Below are 16,584 nucleotides of genomic sequence, written 5' to 3'. Positions count from 1 at the left end.
GTATAATCGCTGTTAGTGTTTTATTTTAACTCATGACAATATCAATTGTTTATTATTACAAAACAAAGAGGCAACTATGAATATTCAAGCATTAATGCAACAAGCACAAACGATGCAAAAGAAAGTCGAAGCAAACGTTGAAAATGCTAAAAAAGAGCTGGCCAATAAAGAAGTTCATGCAGAATCGGGTAGTGGTCTGGTAAAAGTGACCATGACTGGTCGTCATGTGGTCAAGCGTTTGACCATTGATCCAAGTTTGCTTGAAGATGAGCCAGACATGATCGAAGACTTGATTGCAGCGGCTATCAATGATGCCGTCCGTCAAGCAGATGAGTTATATGAAGAAACGATGGCTGGTGCTACCTCAGGTATGGGTCTACCACCAGGTATGCAAGGTATGTTCTAGGCTTTAATTTGCGTTAAATATGACACATTGAATTTAGAAATGGGGTTGTTATCGACATGATACGACCCCATTTTTATAGCTACGGTTTGAGATTATATATACTGTTTTTAGTAAAATAATTTACATGATACTGATTTCTATAATACTGAAAAGGAAGACACTTTGCTTACAGCTAAATTTGATCAGCTGGTCAAACAGTTGCGTATTTTACCTGGTGTTGGTCAAAAAAGTGCCCAGCGTATGGCATTGCATCTACTCACTAAAAAACGTCCACAAGGGATGGCGCTTGCTCAAGCGCTTGATGAGGCAATGCGTGATATCGTTGAATGTCAGCGCTGCCATAGCTTTAGTGATGATGCAATCTGCCCACTGTGCCAAGACCCAAGGCGTGATGACAACCTATTATGTGTAGTCGAAACTGCAGCAGATGTCATGGCTATTGAGCAGACAGCTGGCTATCGTGGCCGTTATTTCGTTCTAGGTGGTCACTTATCACCGATTGATGGTATTAGCGCCGACGATTTAAATATTGAGCAGCTGGTTTGGCGGGTGAAACAAGAGCCGGTAGAAGAAATAATATTAGCAACCGGTACGACGGTTGAAGGTCAGACCACAGCACACTTTATCAGTGAGGCGGTCAGTCGTCATGTTAATAAGGTGACACGTCTGGCGCAAGGGGTTCCAATGGGTGGTGAGCTTGAATACCTCGATAGTATGACGCTTGGTCAAGCCATGCAAAATCGCTCTTTTTTATAGTATCTGTATAACATCATAGTGTCTACCATAGTACCTATCATCGTATTATCTATATAGCATCTTTATAAAATCGAATGCTTGCCCATTTTATTTTATGATATTGTTATAATGGCTTTATTATTATTTTCTCCTTTAATTTTATTAAGACGCTATTTTAGCGTTTTATTTCCTCTTATCAATGCAGGTATCTGCCCGTGTCCAACAACGCTTTAACCGAATCGAACATTCAAGACAAACTTTCTGCTGTTACTGATGACTTATCAAAGCAATCAGACCAGACTGATATAGAGTCAGCAGGGTTGCCACTAGAACCAGATATCGATGCGCTGTTGGATATCGCCGATGAAGTTGCTATCACTTGGGTGCGTCAGCAAAGCCAATTGAATGAAGTGATTGAGGCATTAGCCACTTGTGGGCGGGTGGCATTAGATACTGAGTTTATCAAGCGTGATACTTATTATCCGCGCTTGGCATTGGTACAGCTTAACGTTGGCGATCATATTTATCTATTAGATGCGCCGCAGCTACAGTTAGATGAGTTGTGGCAAGCCCTAATTAAAGTGGATGTGGCTATTTGGCATGCTTGCGGTGAAGATTTGGGTATTTTTTACCTATTGTCTGGCTGCCCGCCCTTGACCAATATTTTTGATACCCAAATTGCCTTATCTTATTTGACGGGACAATTGCAAATGGGCTATCAGCAGGCGCTTGATGAGCAATTGGATATGCATATCGATAAAGAGCAAAGTCAGTCAGACTGGCTACAGCGTCCGCTATCAGATGAGCAAGAGCAGTATGCGATTGATGATGTACGCTTTTTGCCAGCGTTATATTTGAGCCTTGAATATGAGCTAAAAAAGCAGAATTTATACGATTATGTGTGGGCCGACTGTCAGTTATACGCCCATGATTTATATAAAGCACAGCATGTTGAAGATGAGGCCATGTATCTGACCATGGCTGATTATCGCTATACCTCACAACAAATGGCGGTATTACAAGCAGTTGCGACATGGCGTGAGGAGCTTGCACGTGCGACTAATCAACCTCGTACTTTTGTGATTAAAAAACAAGCGGTACGTGAGATTATCACTGAAAATCCAAGCAATATGCGTGAGCTTGCGCACAAAACGACCATGCACCGTAGTATGCTGCGCCTATATGGTGAAGAGTTAATGAAGGTGATTAAGGACGCAAAAATGCTTGCGCCTGTTGAGCATCCACCTTGCTTACTGCCACCTTATCGTTCTAAAAATAAAGTCTTATCAAAAGCGGTACAAGAAGCAATCGCTAAGCGTGCTGAACAAATTGGTGTACCAGAAAACGTATTGATGCGTAAAAAATGGCTAGGACAATTGTACGAAGTTATCGCCTTTGAGCAAGGGCTAGCAGCATTACCACAAGGCTTAAAAGGCTGGCGTAATAAATGGGTAACGCAAACATTGATTCCAGTGATTGAAGCGCATAAAAAAGAGCTACAACAAGGTATGGGAATTAATGTTTAATCTTTATTGGTATTTACTAACGTTTAAACTGTTCATGTTGTAAAAAATATCCTGTCTGCTTAGCGACGTCATTATCGACCAACATGCCGGTATGCGATACCGGCATGATTAAATGGTCTGTAGCAGCTTCAAGTTTTGTTTCTTTCAAATATACCGTACCATCATGGACAAGATGTTCATCGAGCAGTGGATTACCAGCTTTACGCAGTTTGCGATTATGATAGTGCAAAAATACTTGCCCTAAACCGTATGGGCGATTGCCAGCAATGATACCCAAGGTGATATGCTCAGGTAACGGCGCAACGGTACCATCTAAAGCATCCACATACGATTTTCCTACTATAGCTGGTGTCAGTCGCCAAATATAATCGGCACATATACTGCCAATATGCGGTGTACCTAGTGTCACGCAGCGTCCAATCTGCCACTGCGGATAATGATAAACAAAATCACGAATGATAAGACCGCCTAAACTATGCCCGACTAGATTTATGGGTTGGTCAGGATGATGATGTTGCTCAAGCCATTTATTAAGACGATCACTATTGGTTTGAATGCCATCGCGCATACTACGATAGCCATATTGATGAGTGTCAAGCCCTTGCGCTTGTAGGCGTTTAGCGAGTGGACGCATAATCCATGCGGTTTGATGTAAGCCGTGAATAAGAATAGTGCGGTTTTTTTGCTGCATAGTATTTTCCAAGAAAAGGTTTTTACTTAAATAAATTATCTCATATGCTAATGATATTAAGCTTTTATGACAGCTTTCAATATTGAAAGTACATAAATAATATATGACTGAACAATAAACAGACCAAATAAAAACCTCCAAGTCAGTAGCTGACTTGGAGGTTTTTTAAGTTTCATAACAGACAATTTACTGAGAAGTCTGTTATTGGAAACTACATGTAGTTTTCAATACTTGGGCAAGAGCACATTAAGTTCTTATCACCGTAAGCGTCATCAATACGACCAACGCTTGGCCAGAATTTATGTTCGCGTACATAAGGTAATGGGAATGCGGCTACATCACGGCTATACGGATGTGACCAGTCGCTGCCAGTAATCACAGCGGCGGTATGTGGTGCATTGACTAATGGGTTGTCTTCTAACGTCCAACCATCTTCGCCAGCTTTGGCTTTCATCGCTTCAGCTTTGATAGATTTCAGTGCATTAATAAAGCGATCCAATTCTTCTTTTGATTCAGACTCAGTAGGCTCAATCATCAAGGTGCCTGATACTGGGAAGCTCATGGTTGGGGCGTGGAAGCCATAATCCATTAAGCGTTTGGCAATATCACTTTCACTGATGCCGGTTTCGTCTTTTAATGGGCGAATATCGATGATACATTCGTGCGCCACACGGCCATTTTTGCCAGCATATAAGATAGGGTAGTCACCTTTAAGCTGATCAGCAACATAGTTAGCGTTTAACAATGCAAGATTGGTCGCTGCTAACAAGCCATCACGGCCCATCATGGTAATATACATCCAAGAGATTGGCAAAATGCTCGCTGAACCATAAGGTGCAGCTGATACTGCTGAGCAATCATTTTGCGCATTATGTACAGGGATAATCTTGTGGTTGGCAATAAACGGTGCCAAATGCGCTTGCATACCGATAGGACCCATACCTGGACCACCGCCGCCATGAGGAATACAGAAGGTTTTGTGCAAGTTCATGTGTAATACATCAGCACCCACTTCCGCTGGCTGCATGATAGCAACCTGTGCGTTCATGTTGGCACCATCCATATAAACCTGACCACCATGGTTATGAATGAGGTCACAAATATCACGGATACCTTCTTCAAATACACCATGGGTTGATGGATAGGTAATCATCAAAGCACCTAGATTGTCGCTGTGCTCTTCACATTTAGCGGTTAGGTCAGCGATATCAACGTTACCATTGTCATCAGTTTTGACCACGACCACTTTCATGCCCATCATGATGGCAGTTGCAGGGTTCGTACCATGTGCAGATTGTGGAATCAGGCAGATATCACGATTCATTTCACCTAATGACTCATGATAACGACGGATCGCAAGGATACCGGCATATTCACCAGAGGCACCAGAGTTTGGCTGCATAGAGATTTCATCAAAACCTGTGATGGCTTTAAGTTGTTCTTGCAAGCTGTCAATCATCGCCACATAACCAGTGACTTGATCTACTGGTGCAAAAGGATGCACGTTTGCAAACTCAGGCCAAGTAATCGGTAACATCTCACTGGTCGCATTCAGTTTCATGGTACAGCTACCAAGGGCAATCATACTACGGTTCATCGCTAAATCTTTATCTTCTAAAGATTTTAAATAACGTAGCATTTCATGTTCGGTATGATGCGAGTTAAATACTGGATGGCTTAAGATATCATCGGTACGTAAATGCGCAGCATCTAATGACACAGTAGCCGCTTCTGGTAAATCATGCGCTTTGCTAACAAATAACTGGGTTAGGACGCTAAAGTCTTCTTGGTCACTGGTTTCACTAAAAGCAACGCCCAGTTTATTATTGCCAAGACGCCATAAGTTATAGCCAACATTATCCGCATTTTCAAAGATTTGCGTCGCAAGCTGCTCTGAACCACAATCAACCACCACGGTATCAAAGAATTGGTCATGAACTACGCTTAACTTATTGTCACCATTTGCATTTTTAATCACGTCAGCAAAAGCAGTAGCAAATGCATGAATACGGGTAGCAATACGCTTAACGCCAGTTGGACCATGATACACAGCATACATACCCGCTAAGTTAGCAAGTAATACTTGTGAGGTGCAGATGTTTGAGTTGGCTTTTTCGCGGCGGATATGTTGCTCACGAGTTTGTAGCGCCATACGTAAAGCGGTATTGCCTTGAGCGTCTTTTGATACGCCAATGATACGACCAGGTGCTGAACGCTTAGCTTTATCAGAGAAGGCAAAGTAAGCAGCATGTGGACCACCAAAGCCCATTGGAATACCAAAGCGCTGCGTGCTACCAAGTGCTACGTCTGCACCCATATCAGCAGGTGATTTTAACAATACTAAACTCATGATGTCGCTGACGACTGAGGTATAGGTTTTGTTTTTTTTCACTGCAGCGATAACGTCGGTTAAGTCTTTAACATCGCCTTCTTGGCCGACATATTGGAATAATGCACCAAAGTAATCACCAGATTTAGCCAGTTCAAAATCACCAACGACAACGTCAAAACCAAAGTATTTGGCGCGAGTATTAACAACGTCTAGCGTTTGTGGATAAATGCGCTCATCAACAAAGAATTGGTTTGATTTGCTTTTGCTCATACGTTTTGACATGGCCATAGCTTCTGCAGCTGCCGTTGCTTCATCAAGTAATGACGCACCAGCAAGCTCAAGACCGGTCAAATCGATACAAACTTGTTGGAAGTTAAGCAATGCTTCTAGACGACCTTGGGCAATTTCAGCTTGATAAGGGGTGTAAGCGGTATACCAGCCTGGATTTTCTAACACGTTACGCTGAATAACGGCTGGCATGCGCACAGGCGAATACCCCTGACCGATATAGCTTTTATTAACGGTAATACCGTCTGCCATCTTGCGTAATTTGGCGAGAGCAGCGTGCTCACTCATGGCAAGTGGTAAATCTAATGCTTTATGCATGCGTACTGGCTCAGGGACAGTATCATTGATAAAGCTTGCCATATCTTTATAACCAACAGCACTGAGTAAATCCGCTTGCTTGGTTTCATTAGAGCCAAGATGGCGATAAACGAATTCAGCTTCGTTAAATAAACCTTTAAAGGTATCGAACGTTGGGTTTTGAGAAATAGTCATGACAATCCTTGGAAAAGGGTGATAAAGGGTGGTAACAGAGATTGCTATAATAAATAATAGAAAGAATAGCGTGATTAATTATACGTAGTGCACAAATTGATTTTGCTCAAAGCGAAACTGGGTATTGTAGACGCCATTGTCCGCACGCTCGCCAGCCCCAACCATCATCACGATATGATGCTCGTCGCTTAACTTTAACAAGCGCTTCATGGCAGGTTCATCGAAGCCGCCCATCGGACAGCTATCAAAGCCATGCGCTCGTAGTGCCAACATTAGGTTTTCGGCGGCTAAAGCCGTATTGTTGGTTGCCCAGTTTTTGGTATCTTCAAAGGTATAGTAAGGCGATTTGATCGGACCTTTGACGCGTCTGACCACTTGAGTTGCACCCCATTTAGCGGCTGATATTACATTGGCTGGCCCACGAAAAAAGTCCATGGCAACGACTTTGGTATAGTAGTCTTTGACTTTTTTTGGCACCGGCGTATCAGGATATTCACGTAGAATCTGCTTAGCATGGTCATGCCAAACGTCAGTACGAGCAACGACAGCGATTAAGCGCGCTGATGTTTTTGCCGCATTTTGATTCATGCAGTTTTTGACCGCGCGTTTGCGATTATCAGCATCATCGATAACATAAAACTCCCATGGCTGTAGATTGCTAGAGTTCGGCGCTAGCATAGCCAGACGCAGACAGTCTGCTAATACATCGTCAGGTATTGGCGTGTCCGTAAAACGGCGTACCGAACGGCGCGACTCTACTATGTCGCGAAACGCTTGTAGCTGCGGTGTATGATTAGGCGTAGCGAGGCTGTCTTTATTATCAGTGTTGGGGTTCATATTAAGATCCATGCTGGGGATTGAGTAATCAACTTGAGTCATTATCGATTGCACATCTTTAAGATAAACTGACAAGTGATTAATACGAATAAACGAGATAGCGATTGGAAGTAATAAATTGGCCGATTCAGCGCTTTTAACGAGTAGGCACTTTTAAATAGCAAGAGCCTTTAATTAGCAAAAATCTTTCATTGGTAAAAGCTTTTAAATAAGTAAAAAGTATAGATACCAGCTGACGCTAGTATCTATAATAAGGAGTTATGTTTTTTCTAGATAAAACTGAGACTTAAATCAAACCTCGCTTTTATATGAGTAAGTAAAGCTAATATTACAGCTCGTTTTCGTACTCATCAGCAGACAGTAATGCTTCGTAGTCAGCCATATTGTCAGGCTTCATTCTAAAGAACCAACCTTCACCGTATGGATCAGAGTTGATGATCTCTGGATCATCTTCTAGTGCTTCGTTAATCGCAACCACTTCACCTGAGATAGGCGCATAAACGTCAGAAGCTGCTTTTACTGATTCAACCACTGAGATTTCGTCATCAACCGCGATGATGTCACCCACGTCTGGCAATTCTACAAATACCACATCACCCAATAGCTCTTGAGCGTGGTCAGTGATGCCAACAGTAATAGTACCGTCGTCTTCTAAGCGTAACCACTCGTGGCTGGCGATGTATTTTAGTTCTGCTGGGATGTTACTCATGGTCTCTCTCCTAAGTGATAGAGGTTACTTAATAAAAATAGTAGAAGCTAATAATAAAATTTATGACGCCTATGAGTCAAACTGCTGTTTACCATTACGGACAAACGGTAGCTTAAGGACGCGTACATCGACGAACTTACCTTTGCCGCGCAGATCAATTTGCACATTGTCATCGTCTGCTAGGGTAGCAGGAACACGGGCGATGGCGATAGAATTTTTGAGGCTAGGGGAGAAGGTGCCACTAGTAATGATACCTTTTTGCTCTTTATCAGTGCCTTGATTGATGGTCACTTCCATGCCTTCGCGTAATACGCCACGGCTGGTCATTAATAGGCCAACTTGCTTCATGGCAGTATTGTCATCTTTTGACTGTTTGCGTTTATTAACAAGTGCCTCACGACCAATAAAGTCACGCTCGTCTTTTAACGCAAGTGTCCAACCCATATTGGATTCATAAGGGCTGATACCTTCATCCATGTCATGACCATAAAGATTCATGCCAGCTTCCATACGCAAGGTATCACGAGCGCCAAGACCAGCAGGTTTAACGCCATTGGCTTTTAATTGCTCAAAGAACGCTGGAGCATCATCGCCATGCATGATGACTTCGACGCCATCTTCACCGGTATAACCGGTACGGGCGACGAACCAATCTGCGCCTTCGATATCCGTTAAGTCGGCACCAACAAAAGGCTTAATCGCGGTTAAAGTATCAGCCCAGCTAGGTTTAACTTGTGCCAGTTTTTCAACCGCATTGGGTCCTTGAATGGCAAGCATAGCAAGCTCTATACGCTCAGTTAACGTAACATCAAATTCTTTCGCCGTTTTTTCAAAATGCGCCATATCTTTATCGCGCGTTCCAGCATTTGAGACGATACGGTATGCCGTTTCTTCACTATTCGATAAGTAGACGATTAAGTCATCGATGATGCCGCCTTGCTCATTAAGCATAGGAGAGTATAAAGCTTTGCCAACTGTTTTTAGTTTATCTACATCATTAGCGAGCAGCTTTTGTAACCACGCTTTGGCATCACTACCTTTCACATCAACAATAACCATATGTGAGACATCAAACATACCGGCATCACTACGAACGGCTTCGTGTTCTTCGATTTGTGAGCCGTAATGAATAGGCAATTCCCAGCCAGAAAAATCCACCAGTTTGCCAGCACTATCAACGTGAGACTGGTAAAGGGGCGTGCGCTGAGGGGTTTGGCTATTGCTATCTTGAGCAGTGATATCTTGAGTAGCGGTCATAACAAGTCCTTATGTGTACATCAGTCGTACTCGATGAAAAGTATCATAGCTGATGCACATTATCATAGTAGCGAGAAGCAATATCGCAGGGCGCGAATATCACATCAAAGGTTGGTACAGAAAAAATACAAAGCAATTCACCAAACAAACGCTGAACGTCGGTTTAGGTAAAAGCCCTATCTGTCCTGTAACCTGAGATTTTCAACACGACCCATCATTGTCTGTTTTTAAAAGCCAATGATGTCGCGTTTTCTCCCCTTCGGTGGGTAAGGCGTCGTCCGTCCTTACCGCTCTCCAGATTTGTTATGCCTAAGGTTTAGAGTGCAATACGCCTATCAGCGCGATACAGATAAACCGTTGTGACATGTGTTTTTCAGTCCTTTTACCTGAGCGATTGGCAGGGTGGATGCGCCTTCGGTGGTCATATAGCGGCTGTCAGCTCATGCTCATTGATATGAGCGTAACCAATTTGATGCTAAAGACTCTCTCCTGAAAAACGCTTTTATTATGGAAGGTTCACAGCTTTTTTACAAGTCATCAAAGGTATTAAAGTGAATAATTTTGGCAAAAATCACTTTTTATCAAGATAATCCGCCAAACTTTATAGGATGTGAGCGTTTTTATGTCTATGGTAGCGCATAGCTTTTAAAGCGATTTACCATATCAAAACGTAAAGCGACTAATGATATTTGCTTGAAATATGCTAACCTATGACGATAGTTTCTGATAGGTTGTTCTTATGCATTGCGATATTTATAAATTCCCTAAACATAATGATATGTATGTCTATGTTGCGCGTCCTGATTATCCTAACGATACCGACGAGATTAAGGATTGGCTGGGTGTCCTACCGAAAGACTTTCGTGCCAGCTTAGGTCGTAGCAAGTTTGTCATGCATTTAGATTTGGCAGCCACGCCAACCCTTGCTCGTGTCGACAAAGCAGAAGTATTGGCAAAATTACAGTCGCAAGGATACTTTGTGCAGATGCCACCACAAGATGTCATGCGCCGCCAAGCAGAGTTGCGTGCACGAGAAGCTCAAGACAATATTTATGATTAGCAAATGCTCTAAAAAAGGCTTTAAGAAGGTTCAAAATGAAAGCTTTAAATTCGTTTTATTAAATTCTATTTCTTAGTTCTCTTTCTTAATTTGCTTTTTTAAAAATAGTAGATAGACATATATGAAACATTTAGTGTCATTCATTTTGGTGAATAGTCGTGATAAACTAGGCACTGATTAACATGGTTACTATCATCAATATCCCGCATTATTGACAAACGCAGGTAATAAAAACGCATGGACTGGTTAAAAAATCTCTTACATAGCTTACCGCTAGAAGCCATTAGTGACATTCTTGGTGAGATTGCTATTTGGTGGGGGCAGTTGGTAAAAGACGTGCCGGCAGCAGACTTACCGATGTATGCGTATCTTGGCGGTGTCATTATCGTATTGGTACTTTGGGTGCTGGTTGCTCGGGTATTACCACGGCCATTGGGTGGTATGAGCTGGATGATATTGTTTGCCGTTTTGCTCGCTCCAGGGACTGCACTTGGCGACCCCAGTGTGATTGCACCGGCCAGTATCAGTGTTGTCTATGCAATTATGATGAAAGACACAGCTGGCGCGATTGCGAACTTATTACCCATATTAGTCGTGCTGGTGGTGGGCTTGTTTGTTGGCTTTGTTTGGCAGCTCATTCGCGGAGCATTTGAGTCAAGCTTAGACAAAGCCCGTCGGCATACCTCTGAGGATACTCAAGCTAATATGCAGCTGGCGTCCGGCAACTATATGGCAACAGAGTCTGACGCGTCAGTGCCAGTAGTAAATACTGAGACAGAGATTAGTCTAAAAAAAGATAATAAGCTGCTTAAAAAAGTGTCTAAAGATGCTGACCAGCCTTAATACTTTTAGTTTTTAATATATATTGCTTCTAACTTTAGCCTCATCATGATTTTCTTATGATCTTAAAAGACACCGTGTGTGTCTTTTTTTATGTGAGATGGTTTGCTCTTTGCTGGTTAACTTGAGCAATTGAGCGCATTCAAAAATATGTAAGAGTTGTTAGTATCTGCGAACGCATGAGTATTTTGGCAATCAACAATGCTGTGCTAATCTAAATGATTATTTATCATCCATCGATTGCTTATAACCCTTTTATTACGCTTAAATTCTTTAACGTATAACAATAACTGAGACTTGATTATGACCACAGCGGATAAAACGAAGAAAAAATTTACTGGCACGCAAAGCTATATTGCCACCGATGATTTACAGCTGGCAGTCAACGCAGCGATGACGTTACAAAAGCCATTGCTGATCAAAGGTGAGCCGGGTACCGGTAAGACTTTACTGGCAGAAGAAGTTGCCGAAAGTTTAGGTATGCCACTGATTACATGGCATATCAAATCGACTACTAAAGCAGAGCAAGGGCTGTATGAATACGATGCTGTATCGCGTTTGCGTGATTCGCAAATGGGTGATGATAAGGTGTATGAAATTGGCAACTATATTAAGCCGGGTAAATTGTGGGATGCCTTTACCAGTAAAGAGCGTAGCGTACTATTGATTGATGAGATTGATAAAGCGGACATTGAATTCCCAAATGATCTGCTACACGAACTTGATAAGATGTCTTTTTATGTTTATGAGACCGGCGAGACCATTACCGCTGAGCAACGCCCAGTAGTAATTATCACTTCAAACAATGAAAAAGAGCTACCGGATGCATTTTTACGTCGTTGCTTCTTCCATTATATTGATTTCCCAGAAGAAGAAACCATGCGCCAAATCATTGAAGTGCATTTTCCTAATATTCAAGAAAAGCTGGTCAATGATGCGCTTGATATCTTTTATAAGCTACGTAATATTCAAGGGCTCAAAAAGCCACCATCAACCTCAGAATTGGTCGATTGGTTAACGCTATTACTTGCCGATGATATGGCACAAGCAGAATTAGAAGAAAACTTGCGCGGTGAAAAATCTATTCCGCCGTTATATGGTGCTTTGCTTAAAAACGAAGCTGATGTGAGCCTGCTCCAGCGCTTTGCCAATATTATGCGTCGTTAAGTATGATTCGCCGTTAAGCATTGTTATTTACAATGAGGTCATGATCTGAGCTTTTAATGGACATGACCAAGCTCATACACAGGTCCAAATCGTAACCATATCAGCCAATAAGTGATGCATATCTTATGTTTATCAAACTATTCTATACCTTGCGTACTTACGGCGTGCCTGTCAGTACGCGTGAGCTGCTTGATCTAAATGCCGCGCTTGAGCAAGGGTTGATGATGCAGCCACATCCTGAAGATGCAAAATTATCTACCTTTGCCAGCCGTGAAGACATGTACCGGCTGATTCGGCTATGCATGGTCAAAGACGAGCGCCATTTTGATAAATTTGATCGGGCGATGGCAGATTATTTTGAGGGCGTTGATAGTCTCGATATGGATGAGCTGTTGGCTAAGCTGACTGACGTCCCTAAAGAGTGGTTAGATTTAAAATTAGACCCAAAAAACCTGACTGATGAGCAGCGTCGATTGCTTAAAAAGTACGGCTCACTTGAAGAGTTGATGAAAGCATTAGAAGAACGCCTCAAGGAGCAAAAAGAGCGTCATCAGGGTGGTAGCAAGTGGGTCGGCACAGGTGGCACATCGCCATTTGGTGCTTATGGCGATCATCCAGAAGGCGTGCGCGTTGGTGGCGAATCGCGTAAACGCAGCGCAGCCAAAGTTTGGGAGCAGCGTAAATACCGCAACCTTGATGACGACAGTCAGCTTGGTACCCGTCAAATTCAGATGGCATTGCGCAATCTGCGCCAGTTTGCGCGTACAGGTAGCGCTGATGAGCTTGATATTCATGAAACCATTAAACGCACTGCCAAGAAAGGCGTGCTTGATATTCATATGCAGGCTGAGCGCCGTAACCGCGTCAAGGTGCTGATGCTGTTCGATGTCGGCGGTAGTATGGATATCCATGTCGAAGCGTTAGAAAAGCTATTTTCTGCAGCCAAAAATGAGTTTAAGACCTTAGAGTTCTTTTATTTTCATAATTGTTTGTATGATTATGTGTGGAAAGACAATGACCGTCGCCATAGCGCACCGATGCCAACCTTTGAGCTGCTTAATAAATATGGACGAGAGTATCGTGTCATATTCGTTGGTGATGCGTCGATGTCGCCTTATGAGCTGATGACGGTCGGCGGCAGTGTGGAGTATATGAATAATGAAGCAGGTATTGTCTGGTTAAAAAGGGTATTAGCACATTTTGATAAAGTGGCTTGGCTCAATCCTGAAAACCCAGCCTATTGGCAATATACCCAAACCATCGTTGAGATTAAAAAGTTATTCGATAATAAAATGTATCCGATGACGTTGCATGGAGTCGAAGAGATGACCAACTATATGGCACGGTAGTAACGGTTTTGAGCATTATTTGGCTCATTTCAGTAATAAATCACTTAATAAGAAGTAGCCGTTATGATTGATAACGGCTACTTCTCAGTTTCAATGAGCCCAATGATAACACCCATCTCTTTTTTATCGTGTTTATCGATGCTGGGCGCATACAACGCTGAAGCGATACCGCCATCCAAAAACAGCGCATTTGGACACTTTAGATCGTCTTTGAACAGCGCTGCAAATTGATAAAATGTCACAGGCTCATCGCTATTAACAAACCGTATGCTGCCATCACTGCAAACGCCTGCGCCGTTACGAAGCTTGATTGATGTGCTATGAGGGTTAAATTGCGGATGAATCTCATTATTAATAACCAGCATAGGGCCCGATTGAGTGGCATACCAAGGTTGGGCTTGACCACTTGTTAGCTGCTCATCTAAGGTGTTGCTTTCGGTGATTTGCACTGCGCCAGTCTTATCCCACCACATCACACCATTAGGCAATAAGTGAAAGTTGCCACCACCTTCTTTAAGGTTTAACGCACGAATCTCTTTACCTTTGATAACGGTATAGCCGATGGGCGCGTAGTTCTCGTTGTACATGCCAGCGTTCATGGCAAAATTCAGTGTTTGTTCTGCTGGCAAAGTCGTTAATAAGTTATCAAAAGACAGTAACGGCTGAGTACTATTGGCTTGCTGCCAAAACAGCTGTAGTGAATAACGTTCGCCAGCTAATACCTCAGATTTAACGTGACAAACACTATAAGCAAACGGCAATTTCTGCGACTGACACGACCAGTTAGTCGTATCAGGGGCAGTGCTATGGGTGCCCGTTGGCTGGCAAGCACTTATACTAAATGCCATAAGTGCTGTTGCCAGTATGGTGTGAGGTCTAGTAAAAATGGAGCTTGGCATCAATGACGTATCTTTTATCATGTGGACAGAGTTTGTCTGTTTTAACTACTTAATAGTATTTAGTCGCTTGTAGGTGGAAAGTCGCGAAAAGTGTTATTAACGTTACCGATTAACCGCCCACCGCCAGTGATATTCACAAAACTCCCAAGACCCTGATCTGTTGTCGCACTGGTTTCTTTACCTTTATCACGCGAGTCTTGATTATAAGCAATTAAGGCATCGTTATTGGCTAAGAAGCTATCAGCATTTGCCATCACCCACATTTGATTAAACACGTCCGCGCGCGCGCTATTATTGAGCAGCGCGCCCTTATCGGTAAAATAGAAGAATTTAGACAGCAGCTTGATCTGCCCGTCATCCAAACGGCGAGCAATATGATAAGGCTGCAATTGACTTGGATGTTGCAGACCAACTGCACCTACGATGCTGGCAAGTGATTTAAGCGTGTTCTTATGGAAGCTTGCGACACGATCCGCTTTGCTGGGCACATCGAGTGCCTTTTGACGATAAGGATCTTGCGTTGCAACGCCTGTCGGGCAAGTATTGGTATGACATGAGCGCGATTGAATACAACCTACGGCAAACATAAAGCCACGTGCTGAGTTACACCAGTCTGCGCCCAATGCAATCAGACGTGCAATATCGAAGCCGGAGACGATTTTACCGCTGACGCCAAGCTTAATTTTGTCACGGATACCGGCACCGACTAAGGTATTGTGTACTAATAAAAAGCCATCGACCATCGGCATGCCGACGTTATCCATAAACTCAACGGGCGCTGCACCTGTACCGCCTTCAGCACCATCAATAACGATAAAGTCAGGATAGTTGTCGGCTTCAATCATGGCTTTAACAATCGCCATAAATTGCCACGGCTGACCAATACAAAGCTTAAAGCCAACGGGTTTACCTTCTGATAATTCACGTAGTTGTTGCCAAAAAGCAACCAGCTCACGTGGGTTACTAAAAGCCGAATGCGAAGAGGGCGATACACAATCTTGCCCCATCGGTACTTGGCGGGTATCAGCAATTTCTTGGGTAATTTTTTCTGCGGGTAGCACACCACCTTGCCCGGGTTTCGCACCTTGTGATAGTTTTATTTCTATCATTTTCACTTGTGGATCGATAGCCTTTTCGGCAAAGGATTGCGGGTCAAAATTGCCATGGTCATCGCGGCAACCAAAATAACCCGTGCCCAGCTCCCAAATCAAGTCGCCACCGAACTTACGATGATAAGGACTGATTGCGCCTTCACCGGTATCATGGGTAAAGCCGCCCATCTTTGCGCCTTGATTGAGCGCCATAATGGCATTGGCTGATAAACTGCCAAAGCTCATCGCTGAGATATTGAACACTGACATATCATGCGGCTGCTGACAACGCTCGCCGCCAACAATAATACGAAAATCTTTATTTTTTAACGGTTCGCTAATTGCTGATTGTAAAAACCACTCTTTGCCATGAGCATATAAATTATCAAGCGTACCAAAAGCATTAGTATCGCTGACATTTTTGGCACGTTGATAGACCAAGGCGCGCTGCTGACGCGAAAACGGTACTTGTTCTTTATCATCTTCTAGCAAGTACTGACGAATCTCAGGACGAAAATCCTCCAGTACATAGCGGATATGCCCTGCGATCGGGTAGTTGCTTAATATAGAGTGCTTTGATTGCAGCAAATCATAAATACCTATAGCGACCCCAATACCGCCAATCACAATCAGCCACCAATTAAATAATAGTACGCCCGCTAAGAACAGTAATATAGCAGCGCCAAAGGTGCTATAGCGCAGCAATACACCGGTCAAATAAGGAGAGTTATGGTCAGGTTTGGGATTTAGATTGGTACGAGATTGGGGCATAGCAACGCTCAACAATAAGACATGAAAGTTAAAAAACGCGCTAATTACTAGTAAGAGATAAAAGTAGCATACCCTAATCATCGATACAGATGGTTTGGAAGTAAGCTAGCTTTATCTTAACTTATAATTAACGC

Annotated in this window: 14 protein-coding genes and 2 riboswitches; of the genes, 7 read left to right on the top strand and 7 right to left on the bottom strand. The window is 43.0% G+C overall.

Annotation, left to right across the window (positions count from 1 at the left end):
• Nucleotides 1-76 precede the first annotated feature (76 nt).
• From EPB74_RS10830 to EPB74_RS10820, 3 genes are all read left to right on the top strand, one after another.
• A complete protein-coding gene (locus EPB74_RS10830) occupies nt 77-406 on the top strand; it encodes a YbaB/EbfC family nucleoid-associated protein (RefSeq protein WP_079691316.1) in 330 nt (109 codons plus the stop codon).
• Nucleotides 407-568: 162 nt separating this feature from the next.
• The gene (gene recR, locus EPB74_RS10825; RefSeq protein ID WP_274904157.1) at nt 569-1,162 is read left to right on the top strand and encodes a recombination mediator RecR; all 594 of its coding nucleotides are present in this window, start codon (nt 569-571) and stop codon (nt 1,160-1,162) included.
• Nucleotides 1,163-1,356: 194 nt separating this feature from the next.
• Nucleotides 1,357-2,667: a ribonuclease D gene (locus EPB74_RS10820; RefSeq protein ID WP_274904156.1), complete on the top strand. Its 1,311-nt coding sequence runs from the start codon at nt 1,357-1,359 to the stop codon at nt 2,665-2,667.
• A 16-nt stretch (nt 2,668-2,683) separates the two neighbouring features.
• Here EPB74_RS10820 and EPB74_RS10815 read toward each other — a convergent pair whose 3' ends face one another.
• The 5 genes from EPB74_RS10815 to gcvT all read right to left on the bottom strand — a co-directional run bounded on the left by EPB74_RS10815 (nt 2,684) and on the right by gcvT (nt 9,273).
• Nucleotides 2,684-3,358 (bottom strand): esterase/lipase family protein, encoded by a 675-nt coding sequence (locus tag EPB74_RS10815; protein WP_274904155.1) that lies wholly within the window; start codon nt 3,356-3,358, stop codon nt 2,684-2,686.
• A gap of 211 nt (nt 3,359-3,569) precedes the next feature.
• Nucleotides 3,570-6,470 carry an aminomethyl-transferring glycine dehydrogenase gene (gene gcvP, locus EPB74_RS10810; protein WP_274904154.1) on the bottom strand — a complete coding sequence of 967 codons (2,901 nt, stop codon included), beginning with the start codon at nt 6,468-6,470 and terminating at the stop codon, nt 3,570-3,572.
• Between the two features lie 78 nt (nt 6,471-6,548).
• Complete coding sequence (locus EPB74_RS10805) at nt 6,549-7,307, bottom strand: nitroreductase family protein (protein WP_274904153.1); 759 nt, start codon at nt 7,305-7,307, stop codon at nt 6,549-6,551.
• A gap of 328 nt (nt 7,308-7,635) precedes the next feature.
• The gene (gene gcvH / locus EPB74_RS10800) at nt 7,636-8,016 is read right to left on the bottom strand and encodes a glycine cleavage system protein GcvH (protein WP_274904152.1); all 381 of its coding nucleotides are present in this window, start codon (nt 8,014-8,016) and stop codon (nt 7,636-7,638) included.
• A gap of 69 nt (nt 8,017-8,085) precedes the next feature.
• Nucleotides 8,086-9,273: a glycine cleavage system aminomethyltransferase GcvT gene (gene gcvT / locus EPB74_RS10795; protein ID WP_274904151.1), complete on the bottom strand. Its 1,188-nt coding sequence runs from the start codon at nt 9,271-9,273 to the stop codon at nt 8,086-8,088.
• A gap of 170 nt (nt 9,274-9,443) precedes the next feature.
• A riboswitch (glycine riboswitch) is annotated at nt 9,444-9,581 on the bottom strand.
• 56 nt (nt 9,582-9,637) lie between these two features.
• A riboswitch (glycine riboswitch) is annotated at nt 9,638-9,775 on the bottom strand.
• A gap of 237 nt (nt 9,776-10,012) precedes the next feature.
• Between gcvT and EPB74_RS10790 the strand changes: the two genes are divergently transcribed.
• From EPB74_RS10790 to EPB74_RS10775, 4 genes are all read left to right on the top strand, one after another.
• Nucleotides 10,013-10,333: a YcgL domain-containing protein gene (locus EPB74_RS10790; RefSeq protein WP_274904150.1), complete on the top strand. Its 321-nt coding sequence runs from the start codon at nt 10,013-10,015 to the stop codon at nt 10,331-10,333.
• A gap of 237 nt (nt 10,334-10,570) precedes the next feature.
• Complete coding sequence (locus EPB74_RS10785; protein WP_274904149.1) at nt 10,571-11,176, top strand: hypothetical protein; 606 nt, start codon at nt 10,571-10,573, stop codon at nt 11,174-11,176.
• A gap of 300 nt (nt 11,177-11,476) precedes the next feature.
• Complete coding sequence (locus tag EPB74_RS10780; RefSeq protein ID WP_079691327.1) at nt 11,477-12,340, top strand: AAA family ATPase; 864 nt, start codon at nt 11,477-11,479, stop codon at nt 12,338-12,340.
• Between the two features lie 125 nt (nt 12,341-12,465).
• Nucleotides 12,466-13,689, top strand: coding sequence for a vWA domain-containing protein (locus EPB74_RS10775; RefSeq protein WP_274904148.1), 1,224 nt, complete (start codon nt 12,466-12,468; stop codon nt 13,687-13,689).
• 77 nt (nt 13,690-13,766) lie between these two features.
• Here the strand turns inward: EPB74_RS10775 and EPB74_RS10770 are convergent, their stop codons facing one another.
• On the bottom strand, nt 13,767-14,537 hold the full coding sequence (locus EPB74_RS10770) for a phosphodiester glycosidase family protein (protein WP_342462773.1): 771 nt from the start codon (nt 14,535-14,537) through the stop codon (nt 13,767-13,769).
• A gap of 110 nt (nt 14,538-14,647) precedes the next feature.
• On the bottom strand, nt 14,648-16,450 hold the full coding sequence (locus EPB74_RS10765) for an FMN-binding glutamate synthase family protein (RefSeq protein WP_274904146.1): 1,803 nt from the start codon (nt 16,448-16,450) through the stop codon (nt 14,648-14,650).
• Nucleotides 16,451-16,584 lie beyond the last annotated feature (134 nt).

Source organism: Psychrobacter sp. DAB_AL62B, from assembly GCF_028895345.1.
Classification (GTDB): Bacteria; Pseudomonadota; Gammaproteobacteria; order Pseudomonadales; family Moraxellaceae; genus Psychrobacter.
This window is presented reverse-complemented; position numbering and strand designations above follow the sequence as displayed.

Bases quoted from the DNA above. Each gene is read 5' to 3' on its own strand.
- gcvT (WP_274904151.1), bottom strand. From the start codon at position 9,273: ATGACCGCTACTCAAGATATCACTGCTCAAGATAGCAATAGCCAAACC.
- EPB74_RS10780 (WP_079691327.1), top strand. From the start codon at position 11,477: ATGACCACAGCGGATAAAACGAAGAAAAAATTTACTGGCACGCAAAGC.
- EPB74_RS10830 (WP_079691316.1), top strand. From the start codon at position 77: ATGAATATTCAAGCATTAATGCAACAAGCACAAACGATGCAAAAGAAA.
- EPB74_RS10770 (WP_342462773.1), bottom strand. From the start codon at position 14,537: ATGGCATTTAGTATAAGTGCTTGCCAGCCAACGGGCACCCATAGCACT.
- EPB74_RS10790 (WP_274904150.1), top strand. From the start codon at position 10,013: ATGCATTGCGATATTTATAAATTCCCTAAACATAATGATATGTATGTC.
- EPB74_RS10785 (WP_274904149.1), top strand. From the start codon at position 10,571: ATGGACTGGTTAAAAAATCTCTTACATAGCTTACCGCTAGAAGCCATT.
- EPB74_RS10805 (WP_274904153.1), bottom strand. From the start codon at position 7,307: ATGAACCCCAACACTGATAATAAAGACAGCCTCGCTACGCCTAATCAT.
- gcvP (WP_274904154.1), bottom strand. From the start codon at position 6,470: ATGACTATTTCTCAAAACCCAACGTTCGATACCTTTAAAGGTTTATTT.
- EPB74_RS10765 (WP_274904146.1), bottom strand. From the start codon at position 16,450: ATGCCCCAATCTCGTACCAATCTAAATCCCAAACCTGACCATAACTCT.
- EPB74_RS10775 (WP_274904148.1), top strand. From the start codon at position 12,466: ATGTTTATCAAACTATTCTATACCTTGCGTACTTACGGCGTGCCTGTC.
- gcvH (WP_274904152.1), bottom strand. From the start codon at position 8,016: ATGAGTAACATCCCAGCAGAACTAAAATACATCGCCAGCCACGAGTGG.
- EPB74_RS10815 (WP_274904155.1), bottom strand. From the start codon at position 3,358: ATGCAGCAAAAAAACCGCACTATTCTTATTCACGGCTTACATCAAACC.